Origin of the sequence: Rhodococcus sp. EPR-147, from assembly GCF_001647185.1 — a bacterium.
Classification (GTDB): domain Bacteria; phylum Actinomycetota; class Actinomycetes; order Mycobacteriales; family Mycobacteriaceae; genus Rhodococcoides.
Genome location: NZ_LVCU01000366.1, coordinates 1 through 11,503, shown reverse-complemented (window position 1 = coordinate 11,503; position 11,503 = coordinate 1). Strand labels below are relative to the sequence as shown.

At 66.6% G+C, this 11,503-nt stretch carries 10 protein-coding genes and 1 pseudogene; 9 read left to right on the top strand and 2 right to left on the bottom strand.

Annotation, left to right across the window (positions count from 1 at the left end):
• Positions 1-764 (top strand): annotated as a pseudogene (locus A2J02_RS16530) (phosphoglucosamine mutase); the annotation flags it as partial.
• 6 nt (positions 765-770) lie between these two features.
• Here A2J02_RS16530 and A2J02_RS16525 read toward each other — a convergent pair.
• Complete coding sequence (locus tag A2J02_RS16525) at positions 771-1,811, bottom strand: LLM class F420-dependent oxidoreductase (RefSeq protein WP_037188278.1); 1,041 nt, start codon at positions 1,809-1,811, stop codon at positions 771-773.
• 151 nt (positions 1,812-1,962) lie between these two features.
• Here A2J02_RS16525 and A2J02_RS16520 point away from each other — a divergent pair, with 151 nt between their 5' ends.
• The 3 genes from A2J02_RS16520 to A2J02_RS16510 are packed head-to-tail and all read left to right on the top strand — an operon-like array spanning position 1,963 to position 4,357.
• Positions 1,963-2,268 carry a type VII secretion target gene (locus tag A2J02_RS16520; RefSeq protein ID WP_068051310.1) on the top strand — a complete coding sequence of 102 codons (306 nt, stop codon included), beginning with the start codon at positions 1,963-1,965 and terminating at the stop codon, positions 2,266-2,268.
• Complete coding sequence (locus tag A2J02_RS16515; protein ID WP_068051309.1) at positions 2,265-4,091, top strand: hypothetical protein; 1,827 nt, start codon at positions 2,265-2,267, stop codon at positions 4,089-4,091. Before A2J02_RS16520 ends, A2J02_RS16515 begins: the two co-directional genes overlap by 4 nt.
• Positions 4,088-4,357, top strand: coding sequence for a hypothetical protein (locus A2J02_RS16510; RefSeq protein ID WP_156516251.1), 270 nt, complete (start codon positions 4,088-4,090; stop codon positions 4,355-4,357). The genes A2J02_RS16515 and A2J02_RS16510 overlap by 4 nt, the downstream gene beginning before the upstream one ends.
• Positions 4,358-4,369: 12 nt before the next feature.
• Here the strand turns inward: A2J02_RS16510 and A2J02_RS16505 are convergent, their stop codons facing one another.
• Entirely contained in the window at positions 4,370-5,230 is an 861-nt protein-coding gene (locus A2J02_RS16505) for a dienelactone hydrolase family protein (RefSeq protein WP_068051305.1), read from the bottom strand.
• A gap of 100 nt (positions 5,231-5,330) precedes the next feature.
• Here A2J02_RS16505 and glmS point away from each other — a divergent pair, with 100 nt between their 5' ends.
• From glmS to tsaE, 5 genes are all read left to right on the top strand, one after another.
• Complete coding sequence (gene glmS, locus A2J02_RS16500) at positions 5,331-7,193, top strand: glutamine--fructose-6-phosphate transaminase (isomerizing) (RefSeq protein WP_068051303.1); 1,863 nt, start codon at positions 5,331-5,333, stop codon at positions 7,191-7,193.
• Positions 7,194-7,201: 8 nt separating this feature from the next.
• The gene (locus A2J02_RS16495) at positions 7,202-8,635 is read left to right on the top strand and encodes a bifunctional ADP-dependent NAD(P)H-hydrate dehydratase/NAD(P)H-hydrate epimerase (RefSeq protein ID WP_068051299.1); all 1,434 of its coding nucleotides are present in this window, start codon (positions 7,202-7,204) and stop codon (positions 8,633-8,635) included.
• An 80-nt stretch (positions 8,636-8,715) separates the two neighbouring features.
• Positions 8,716-9,918 carry an alanine racemase gene (alr, locus tag A2J02_RS27775; protein WP_197478044.1) on the top strand — a complete coding sequence of 401 codons (1,203 nt, stop codon included), beginning with the start codon at positions 8,716-8,718 and terminating at the stop codon, positions 9,916-9,918.
• A gap of 3 nt (positions 9,919-9,921) precedes the next feature.
• Positions 9,922-10,941 carry an alpha/beta fold hydrolase gene (locus A2J02_RS27770; protein ID WP_068051296.1) on the top strand — a complete coding sequence of 340 codons (1,020 nt, stop codon included), beginning with the start codon at positions 9,922-9,924 and terminating at the stop codon, positions 10,939-10,941.
• A complete protein-coding gene (gene tsaE, locus A2J02_RS16480) occupies positions 10,934-11,437 on the top strand; it encodes a tRNA (adenosine(37)-N6)-threonylcarbamoyltransferase complex ATPase subunit type 1 TsaE (RefSeq protein WP_068051294.1) in 504 nt (167 codons plus the stop codon). Before A2J02_RS27770 ends, tsaE begins: the two co-directional genes overlap by 8 nt.
• Positions 11,438-11,503 lie beyond the last annotated feature (66 nt).

The window sequence follows — 11,503 nt, the reverse complement described above, 5'->3', positions numbered from 1 at the left end:
AGATCTACCGACGGGCCGGTGCGACGGTCGTGGCGATCAACGCAGAACCCGACGGCATCAACATCAACGACGGGTGCGGGTCGACGCACCTGGAGGGATTGCAGAAGGCCGTCGTGGAGCACGGTGCCGACCTCGGTATCGCGCACGACGGAGACGCCGACCGTTGTCTCGCCGTCGATGCGTCGGGTTCCGTGGTGGACGGCGACGCGATCATGACGGTGTTGGCCATCGCGATGCACGACGCCGGCCACCTGACCGACGACACGTTGGTCGCAACGGTGATGAGCAACCTCGGTCTGCACATTGCGATGCGTGAGGCCGGAATCACGTTGCGTACCACCGCGGTCGGAGATCGATACGTGCTCGAGGAGCTACGCCGCGGCGGGTTCGCGCTCGGGGGTGAGCAGAGTGGACACGTCGTGCTGCCCGCAGTCGGAACGACCGGAGACGGAATTGCCACTGCCCTGCGACTGATGGAGCGGATGGCGCAGACCGGGCGGTCCCTCGCGGACCTGGCGTCGGCGATGCGGACACTGCCGCAGGTGCTGATCAACGTCCGCGTGTCGGACAAAGCAGCGGTGGCGTCGGCACCGTCGGTATCGGACGCCGTCGCGTCGGCCGAGCGCGAACTGGGGGAATCGGGTCGAGTTCTGTTGCGCCCCAGCGGTACCGAACAGTTGGTGCGGGTGATGGTGGAAGCGTCCGAACTCGACGTCGCGACCCGGCTCGCCGAAGAGCTGGCGGGCCGGGTCGCGTCTGTCTGACGTTTCTCAGGCCGTCAGTTCGCGCAGTGCGGTCAGCTGCGCGACGCGGCCTGCGGTGTTCTCGGCGAGCGGCGCGACATTGAGGGTGGTGACACCCGCTTCGGCGAAGGCTGCGACCCGCTCCTTGACGAAGCTTTCCGGGCCGATGAGGTTGACCGCGCGCGCGAGCTCGTCGGGAACTGCCGCGGCGGCCTCCTCCTTCTTGCCGGCCAGGTAGAGGTCCTGGATCTTCTCGGCCTCCGCCTCGTATCCGTATCGCTGAGCCAGGGAGTTGTAGAAGTTCTTGCCCTTGGCTCCCATGCCGCCGATGTACAGCGCCAGATGTGGCTTGACCCAGGGGAGGTACTTCTCCGCGTCCTCGCCGATGGCCAGCGTCGGACTTGCGAATACCTGGAGCTCGCCGAGTGACGGGTCACGCTTGGCCTTGCCTGCTGCGAGGGAATCGCCCCACACGTCGGCGGCCTTCTCCGGGAAGTAGAAGATGGGCTGCCAGCCTTCGGCGATCTCGGCGGTGAGTTCGACGTTCTTGGGGCCCAGTGCGGCAATGACGACCGGAATGCGATCGCGCACAGGGTGATTGATCAACTTGAGCGGCTTGCCCAGACCGGTTCCCTGGTCGGCCGGCAGCGGGATCTGATAGTGCTTGCCCTGATACTGCACCTTCTCGCGACGCCAGACCTGGCGGCAGATCTCGATGACCTCGCGGGTTCTGGCGATCGGTGCGTCGTACTTGACGCCGTGGAAGCCCTCGACGACCTGCGGTCCCGATGCGCCGAGACCGAGCACGAATCGGCCCTCGGAGACGTAGTCGAGACCGGCGGCGGTCATGGCGGTCAGTGACGGTGTCCTGGTGTAGATTTGGAAGATGCCGGATGCGATCTTGATCGTGCTCGTCTTGGCCGCGAGGAATCCGAGTTGGCTGACGGCGTCGAACGAGTAGGCCTCGGGCACGAAAATGATGTCGAGACCTGCCTTCTCGAGCTCGGCGACCTCGGCAACGGTCTCGTTGAAACCACCGCTGTAGTTCAGCATCGTTCCGATGTGCATGGGACTCCTCGTTCGGTGAGTAGCTGGTGCAGCCACTTCAGGTACCTGTTACGGACATTTCACATCGGGACGTTACCGCTCCCTGGGGAACCGATGTGAGTCGGCGCACGTCATAGTGAGAAAGGGGTACTCGGAGGGGGAACGGGAACGTATGAGCGACGGAGTTCGGGTGGACGCGGACCGGGTTCGCGGGGTGGCAGATGCATTGGTGTCGTCGGCGGAAGTGCTCGGTGACGCCGCCGATTCCGTCGCCGACGCAGGCTTCGGCGCAGCCGGGGCCGGACGGAACTACGGTGACCTGGGCGCTGCGTACTCGCAGGCGTACCTCGGGCTCGGGCGTGCCGTCGGGGCATGGCGGTTCGCGGTCGACGACATTGCCGATGCCCTCACCACTGCGATGAACGAGTACGAGCAACAGGACGACGCCACCGCGTACGCGATCGAGTCACCCCGGTGACACCTCCTTCGGCCTCGTCCGGTGACAGGGCGTCGATAGACGAGATTCTCGATGCGAACGCCGAAGGATTGCTGTTCTTCGAGCGCTTTCTGCCACTGGTCGGCCGTGTCCCGGGCGTCGAGGTTCCGCAGTATCAGGACATGTGCGCCAGGTACGACGAGCAGCGTGGGCTGAACCTCGGTGCGCTCGGACACGATGCAGACGCCGTGGGGACGGTGTCCGCAGTACTTGCCGATCAGCTCGAGGAGCAGATTCAGCTTCGCCGGGTCCTGCAGTTGCGTTGGCACGGTGAGGCGGGGGATGCCGTGCAGACCTATCTTTCGGCCGAACAGGAAAAGGCTTCCCAGTTCCTCGCGTCGATCGAAGATTCTCACCAGACGATGTGTGCGGCCGTCGACGTTCTCCTTGACGCAGTGACCGACAAGGCCGAGCTCGTCGGCGGCCTCGACACCGACCTGGTGGACGGCAAAGACGTCGACCAGATCGATGCGATTCTGCTGGCGTCGGGAATCGAGTGCCTGCCGGTCGATCGAGAGTCGGTGTTCCCACGATTGGCGTCTGCGTTCGAGGATCTGAACGACGGTGTGCGCAGCGGCGATGTCTCCGACGAGTTCGCTGCCGAGGTGACCGAACGCTGCGGGCGCTGGATCGACACCGAGTTCGTTCCGCGCGTGCAGGGCACGTGCGAGGCCGTCCTCGCAGCATGTACCGCCACGGACACCGCCGTCAGAGACTGTCTGAAGTTGGTGGTGGTCATTCTGGGCAGTGTCCACGAGCCTTCGTTCGGCGGACCCGACGAGCGCAGTTGGGCACTCGAACCCGGTGTGGCAGCGTCGTGGCCGGGGACTGACAGCTCTTCGGTAGACCCGGCTCCTACCGGGATCGGTTCCGCGCCTGCCGGTTCCGGAGCCGGACCAGCTGTCGGACCCGCAGCTGTCGGACTCGCAGCGGTCGGAGCCGAGGCCGTCGGCCAGGCCGTCTCGCCACCCGGCGGCAACGCACTCGCCGGATCGGACAGCGTGGATCCGGCCGAATCCCTGATCGCCGACGGTCGTGTCGTCGATCAGTTGGGGGATTCTCTGGACGGACTCGTGGATCGAGTCGTCGCCGAGATCGTCGACCGTGTCGACGACGCGCTGACCGAGACGATCGACAGTGGAGATCTCCAGGGCTCAGGCGATACGGCAGTCGACAGCCGGACAGGTGACGAGAACACCGAGGAAGCTTCTCCGGACGTGAGCGGCGATCGGCCACCCGAGTCGGACCCGTTGTCGCAGCCCGGGCAGTCGTGGCCCGAGCCCGGCGACGAACGCGGCCATCTCGAGGCCGAGCTCGACGGGCATCGCGCCCGCATCGCACTCGAACACGACGGCACGGTGTCTCTCGAACTCGAGACTCCCGGACTCGGAACTCGCTCGTTCGAGCTCGGAATCGGACCGCTCGGCCTACCCCAGATCGTCGAGGTCCCCGGTGTCGTCGACGCGGTGGACGGACCGGCCCCGGCTGCAGCGTTGCTGTCCGAACCGGAACCCCCGTCCGAACCGGAACCCACGGCAGAATCCGTCGCGGCGGCGGAACCTGTACAGGCGGCGGAACCGGTGCCATCCGCCGAACCCGTGCCATCTGCGGAACCGGTGCCGGCTGCCGAACCGGCACCCACGTCCGAATTCGACTCGGATGCATCGGTGCAGTGCACGCCGGAGTCACCCGACATCGAGCAGCCTGCTGTGCAGCATCCGGTGGTTGCGGATCGACCGGTCACCGATCCGCAACCCGCCGACACGGGTAGCGGCGCGGGCCTCAGTGAAGCAGGGGAGCTGTGAGCACCGACAGTGGGTGGCGTCGGGAGTTGCATCGAATACGCGATGAGCACCGCATCGCGATGGGGCGGGCGGCGGAGGCGTTGAGTCGGGCGCAGGCTCCGGCAATGGACCGAGGCGGACGGAGTTCAGCAGAGGTGAGCGGAGCGGACTCCGACGTCGAGTCGGTGTCGGGTTCGGTGCTGCAACCGGCCCACCTGGACCGCCGCGAACCCACGCCGCACGTCAGGACAGACCCCGACGAACGGCCGAGGTCCTGGCTGGTCTGACAACAGCCGGGACTAGCCCCGTCCGAGCAGCGCCTTGATCGACGCAGACGCCTTGGGCTTGGGCTGCGCGTCGAGAGGCGCGTGTGGATCGACAGCTCTGGTGCCGTCGATCTCGCCGGTCGATCCGGCCAGTTCCTCGTAGTCGGAGTCACCGGTCAGATGGAACAGCAGGAAGGCCGTCAGGACGGCGCGGGTGCGCTGCTGAGTCTTGCGGTCGGGCTTGTTGATACCGAGTGCGCCGAGTATCCGGCGACCCTCGACGAAACCGTCCGCGGTCGAGCCGTCGACTCGTCGCAGGATGGACGGCCCGTGCCAGGCCTGGGCGAGAGCGAGTGAATTGTCGGTGAGCGAATCGGCGTTCGAGTTGTCTCCGACGACGAGTCCCGGCACGGAAAGGCCGGCTGCGGCGTCCTCGGACGAAGGCGCAGTCGGTGCGGGGAACAGCGCGGCGACGGCCTTGATGTCCGATCGTCGGGAAGCGGCGAGCACTGCGGTGCCTGCACCCATCGCGTGGCCAGCCGTGGCGAGTTTGTCCGGATGCACGCTGATGTTGCCTGGGCCCAGTCGCACGCCCGTCATGATGTCGAGCACAGTGCCCAGATCGGTGGCGAGGCCGCGATGAGACGGTACGAGACCGTGCTCGGTGTCCGGAGCCGCAACCACGATGCCCCAGGACGCGAGATGCTTCAGGGTGTCGGTGTAATGACTGGGACGCAGCATCCAGCCGTGTGCGAAGGCGACGCCGGGCAGGCCGTAACCCTCGGCTGGGGTGTAGACGACACCGGGTTGCCCGGCGAGGGCCAGGTCGCCTCGCAGCACCTTGTGCGGGCCGCGCTTGGAGAGAGCAGATGCCAGCTTCTTCGGTTTCGCCACGAGAGATGACGCTACCGAACTGCGGCGCGTCAGGGGGACACCGGACACGTCAACCTGAGCGAATGGGTCGTGCGCGCCCCGCCGAGTACCCTGATTGTCCATGTGCGGAATCGTGGGTTACGTCGGCCACCGCCCAGCTCTGGGTGTGGTGGTCGAGGCGCTTCGGCGTATGGAATATCGGGGTTACGACTCCGCGGGCATCGCCATTCTCGACGGTGCGGGAGCGACAGCCGTCGAGCGCAAGGCGGGTCGACTGGCGAATCTCGAAGCCGAACTGGACGACATCGGTACCGATACGTTCGTCGGCACCACCGGAATGGGTCACACCCGGTGGGCGACACACGGCCGTCCCACCGACCGCAACGCCCATCCGCATCGGGACGCGTCCGGAACGGTCGCGGTGGTGCACAACGGCATCATCGAGAACTTCGGTCCGCTGCGTGCCGAACTGGAAGCGGTCGGGATCGAGTTCCTCTCCGATACCGACACCGAGGTCGCGGTGCATCTGGTCTCGCGTGCCTACGCCGATGGCCCGACCGCGGGCGATTTCGTGGCCAGCGCGAAAGCAGTTCTGCGTCGTCTCGAAGGTGCGTTCACCCTGGTGTTCACCCATTCCGATCATGCGGACACGATCGTCGCGGCGCGCCGCTCCACGCCATTGGTTCTCGGCGTCGGCGAGGGCGAGATGTTCCTCGGGTCCGACGTCGCTGCCTTCATCGAGCACACTCGCAACGCTGTCGAACTCGGCCAGGACCAGGTCGTCGTCATCACCGCCGACGGCTACGACATCAGCGATTTCGAGGGCAACGAGGCGCAGGGGCGTCCGTTCCGAATCGATTGGGATCTGGCAGCCGCCGAGAAGGGCGGCCACGACTACTTCATGCTCAAGGAGATCCAGGAGCAGCCCGCCGCAGTGGCGGACACGTTGCTCGGCCACTTCGACAACGGTCGAATCGTGCTCGACGAGCAGCGACTGTCCGATCAGGAACTGCGCGACGTCGACAAGGTGTTCGTCGTTGCCTGCGGTAGCGCGTACCACTCGGGCCTGCTCGCCAAGTACGCGATCGAGCACTGGACCCGGCTTCCGGTCGAGGTGGAACTGGCCAGCGAATTCCGCTATCGCGACCCGGTACTCGATCGATCGACCCTGGTCGTCGCCATCTCGCAGTCCGGCGAGACTGCGGACACTCTCGAAGCGGTTCGGCACGCCAAGGATCAGAAGGCCCGGGTTCTCGCGGTGTGCAACACCAACGGCTCGCAGATTCCGCGTGAGGCCGACGCCGTCCTCTACACGCGTGCCGGTCCGGAGATCGGCGTCGCGTCGACCAAGGCCTTTCTCGCGCAGGTGACCGCGAACTATCTGGTCGGGTTGGCGTTGGCGCAGGCTCGCGGCACCAAGTATCCCGACGAGGTCGCGCGTGAATTCGCCGAACTCGAAGCGATGCCCGAGTTGGTGCAGCGGGTGCTCGAGACTGTCGAACCTGTTCGGGCGCTCGCACGAGAGCTCTCGACGGCCACGACCATTCTGTTCCTCGGCCGACACGTCGGGTACCCGGTTGCGCTCGAAGGCGCGCTCAAGCTCAAGGAACTCGCGTACATGCACGCGGAGGGATTCGCAGCGGGCGAGCTCAAGCACGGTCCGATCGCGCTGATCGAGGACGGCGTGCCGGTGATCATCGTGATGCCGTCGCCGAAGGGTCGTGCGGTGTTGCACTCGAAGATGCTGAGCAACATTCGCGAGATTCAGGCTCGTGGTGCGCGAACGGTCGTCATCGCCGAAGAAGGCGACGAGGCCGTACGGCCTTTCGCCGACGATCTCATCGAGATCCCGGCAGCCTCGACGCTGTTGCAGCCCCTTCTGTCGACGATTCCGCTGCAGGTGTTCGCCGCCGAGGTCGCGCAGGCGCGCGGCTACGACGTGGACAAGCCGCGCAACCTGGCCAAGTCCGTCACCGTCGAGTAGCGCTCGGCATGCGCGGTTACTACACACCCGAACAGATTCGGAATGCGGAAGCGCCGCTGCTGAACTCGTTGCCCAACGGTGTTCTCATGCGGCGCGCCGCGTACGGCTTGGCGACCGTCGTGGCGGGCGAACTGGCCGCGCGCACGGGCGGCGTCGCCGGGCGGCGCGTGACGATTCTGGTGGGCACGGGCGACAACGGCGGCGACGGTCTGTGGGCGGGGACATATCTGCGTCGCCGCGGTGTCTCGGTGTCGGCTCTTCTGCTCGACCCGACGCGGGTGCACGCCGAAGGTCTTGCAGCCCTGCGAGCGTCGGGCGGACGAGTGGTGACTCGGTGCGGACCTGCCGACATCGTGGTCGACGCCATTGTGGGAATTTCCGGCAAGGGTCCGTTGCGGCCCGATGCGGCTGCGGTGGTCGAGCAGATCACCTCACCGATCGTGGCCGTGGACATTCCCAGCGGAGTGGACGCGGAGACCGGTGCCGCACCGGGGCCGGCCGTGACCGCCGACGTGACGGTGACGTTCGGAGCCCGCAAGCCTGTGCATGTACTGGCCGTACCTCGTTGTGGCCGAATCGAACTCGTGGACATCGGCCTCGAGCTGCCCGCGCCGGCGATGGCGTCGCTCGAGCCGGCCGACGTAGGACGGGTGTGGCCGATTCCCACGGCCGCGGACGACAAGTATTCGCAGGGCGTGGTGGGTGTCCTGGCCGGCAGCGCCACGTTCCCCGGTGCCGCACTGCTCTGCGTGGGCGCGGCTGTCGCGGCCACCTCCGGGATGGTCCGCTACGTGGGAAGCGCAGGCGCAGAGGTCGTGTCGCACTATCCGGAGGTCGTTGCCGCCCCGGATCTCGACACGGCTGGGAGGGTGCAGGCGTGGGTGGTCGGTCCCGGTTTCGGCACCGACGAGGAATCCGCGGAGATCGTGCGTCGAGTTCTGGACACGGACCTGCCGGTGGTCGTCGACGCGGATGCGCTCACTGTCCTCGCACAGAACGAAGGCTGGGTTGCCGGACGCGCCGCACCGACCCTGCTGACCCCGCATGCCGGAGAATTCGCCCGCCTGACCGGATCCGATCCCGCACCCGACCGAGTGGGATCGGTTCGAGATCTCGCCGCGCGTTGGGGCGTCACCGTTCTGCTCAAGGGACGGGCGACGATCGTCGCCGATGCGGACGGCACCACGTTCGTCAGCGATGCCGGAGGATCGGCCGCGTCGACGGCCGGCTCGGGCGACGTACTGTCGGGCATTCTCGGGGCCCTGCTCGCGTCGGGAATGGCACCGTCCACGGCGGCTGCCTGCGGAGCGAAGGTCCACGCCCTGGCCGCGGCACGTGCGGCTCACGGTTCGGGCGGAGAGTTCGCAGCACCCATTTCTGCGAGCCCGCTGTGTGAGGCCATTCCCGACGCGATCCGAACAGTGCGCTCACTCACTCTGTGACCGTGGTCGTGCGTGGCCCACGTCCGACACCAGGTGTGTCACGAGTTGTGGCACCCTGATCCGTCGTATCGGCGGCCCGGATGGCACTATCGAATGTTGTGACTATCGGCTGCGACGACGAGAGGACCGATCCTCGGACGGGTTCGGGCGCTGTGGCGTCCGTCGACCTCGACGCAGTGGCTCACAACGTCCACGTGTTGCAGCAGTTCGCCGGGGACGCCGCTGTGATGGCGGTCGTGAAGGCCGACGGATACAACCACGGTGCCGTCGAAGTCGCACGCGCCGCAGTGGCAGCGGGGGCGCAGGAGCTCGGCGTCACCACCATCGGCGAGGCCCTCGAACTCCGGGCAGCGGGAATCACGGTCCCGGTGCTGGCGTGGTTGCATCGAACGGATTCGGACTTCGCTGCGGCAATCGCCCAGCAGGTGGGGATCGCGGTGTCCACGGCCGCCCAGCTCGATGCCGTGGTCGACGCCGCGCGTCGAGTCGGCCGAACCGCAGATCTCTCGCTCAAGATCGATACCGGGCTCAACCGCAACGGGGTCGCGGAAGCTGATCTCGACGACGTCCTCGACACGACGGCGGTTGCCGTCGCGGAGGGCACCGTTCGGTTGACCGGAATGTTCTCGCACCTGGCATGCGCCGACGAGCCGGGTCATCCGGCCAACGATGCCCAGGCGGAGCGGCTTCGAGACGCGGTGCGGCGCTCCACCCGCCGCGGAACACCTCCCGCCGTCGTGCATCTGTCCAACTCGGCTGCCACGTTGACCAGACCCGATCTCGGTTTCGACATGGTCCGCCCGGGTATTGCTCTGTACGGCTTGTCGCCGGTGCCCGAGCTGGGAACGTTCGGGCTGCGTCCGGTCATGACGCTGTCGGCGCAGGTGGCGAACATCAAGAAGGTGAGCGAAGGTGAATCGGTGTCCTACGGCTACACCTGGACCGCTCCCGCAGACACCGTGGTCGCACTCGTCGCTCTCGGTTACGCCGACGGTGTCGTTCGCCGCCTCAGCGGGCGGTTCGAGGTGACCATCGGAGGTCGCCGCTACCCCTCGGTGGGGCGCGTGTGCATGGATCAATTCGTCGTCGACCTCGGTGGCGGCGGCTCGGGTGTCGCGGTCGGCGACGAGGCGCTACTGTTCGGGCCAGGGGACAGGGGAGAAGCGCACGCTCAGGATTGGGCGGATGCGCTCGACACAATCAGCTACGAGGTCGTCACCGGCATTCGTGGACGTGTTCGACGACGGTTCGTCGCCGCGCACTCAGGGGAGGCGACGAAATAGATCATGCTCGGATTGCTGCAGAGTATTGCAATTGTGGTGCGCGAGACGGCGTTCCGGTCCAACAAGGATCCGCTGGCCACCGAGAATCTCGACCTGATGGATGCCGACCGAGGCAGTATCGTCACCGCGGACGACGGCGTGCCGCTCGCGGTTCGCGAAGTCGGTCCGTCGGATGCCGAACTGACCGTCGTATTCGTACACGGTTACTGCCTTCGCACGTCGTCGTGGCATTTCCAACGGCGTGCACTCGAACAGCAATGGGGTTCGACGGTCCGCATGGTCTTCTACGACCAGCGCGGTCACGGGCGGTCGGGAGTACCGAGCCCGGAGAGTTGCACCATCGGTCAACTCGGCCTCGATCTCGATGCGGTGATTCGCTCGGTGGTACCCAAGGGCCGCATCGTTCTGGTGGGGCACTCGATGGGCGGAATGTCGATCCTGTCCATGGCGCGGCAACGAGCGGACGTGCTGCGTCAGCGAGTGATCGGCGCAGTCCTGATCTCGACGACAGCTGCCGGTCTCGCGCAATCCGGGGTAGGTCGTAGTCTGCAGAATCCGGCGGTCGACGCGTTCCGGCTCGCGGTGCGGACGTCGCCCGGCTTCGTGCAGTTCGGTCGCGGAGCTGTGCGCGCACTCATCTCACCGGTACTGCGCGCGGCGTCCTACGGCACCAGGGTGTCCCCACGACTGGTGGCGTTCTCCCAGTCGATGATCGACGACACGTCCGTCGTCACGATCGTCAATTTCCTCGAGACGCTCGAGTTGCACGACGAGTCCGAGGCCTTGCTGGAATTCGAGAACATTCCGGTATCGGTCGTGTGTGGCGACGAGGATTGGATCATTCCGTTCGCGAGCTCGGAGGCTCTGGCTCAGGCCCTGCCGCGTTCGGAGATGGTGCGTGTGCGCCAGGGCGGGCACCTGGTTCAACTCGAATTTCCGGAACAGGTCAACGGTGCGATCGCGCGCCTCGTGGCACGGGCAACGGAGGCCGCGGGCAAGAAGCGGCGGTGGGGCGTTGTCTGACGAGCCGCTGATCTTGCCGGTGGACGTCGAATTGGCCACTGCCGCAGACACTGCCGAGTTCGGTGCACGGCTTGCGGACGTTCTGGTCGCCGGCGATCTGGTGATTCTCGACGGCCCGCTCGGGGCCGGAAAGACAGCCATGACGAAGGGGATTGCGGCCGGACTCGGTGTGCAGGGCCGCGTCACCTCGCCGACGTTCGTGATCGCCCGTGAGCACCGGGCCGGTTCGCGGCCCCATGGTCTGCCGCCGGTTGCGCTCGTCCACGTCGATGCGTATCGGCTGGGGATGACGGGGCAGTCGGCGCTCGACGAACTCGACGCCCTCGACCTCGATACCGACCTCACGGACGCCGTGGTCGTGGTCGAGTGGGGTGAGGGATTGGTCGAGAAGCTGTCGGACGGCCATGTGTCGGTCCGTCTGACGCGTGACCCGGACTCCGACGTTCGACGCGCGACGGCACGCCGCGTGGAATCGGTGGTCACGCCGCAGCACTGAGCCCGGTCGGCTGTGCACGACGGCAGTGAGTCGGCATGCGAGCGTGCGGGTAATCTGAAACATCGT

Bases quoted from the DNA above. Each gene is read 5' to 3' on its own strand.
- A2J02_RS16525 (WP_037188278.1), bottom strand. From the start codon at position 1,811: ATGCACATCGGAACGATGCTGAACTACAGCGGTGGTTTCAACGAGACC.
- A2J02_RS16520 (WP_068051310.1), top strand. From the start codon at position 1,963: ATGAGCGACGGAGTTCGGGTGGACGCGGACCGGGTTCGCGGGGTGGCA.
- glmS (WP_068051303.1), top strand. From the start codon at position 5,331: ATGTGCGGAATCGTGGGTTACGTCGGCCACCGCCCAGCTCTGGGTGTG.
- A2J02_RS16495 (WP_068051299.1), top strand. From the start codon at position 7,202: ATGCGCGGTTACTACACACCCGAACAGATTCGGAATGCGGAAGCGCCG.
- alr (WP_197478044.1), top strand. From the start codon at position 8,716: ATGGCACTATCGAATGTTGTGACTATCGGCTGCGACGACGAGAGGACC.
- A2J02_RS27770 (WP_068051296.1), top strand. From the start codon at position 9,922: ATGCTCGGATTGCTGCAGAGTATTGCAATTGTGGTGCGCGAGACGGCG.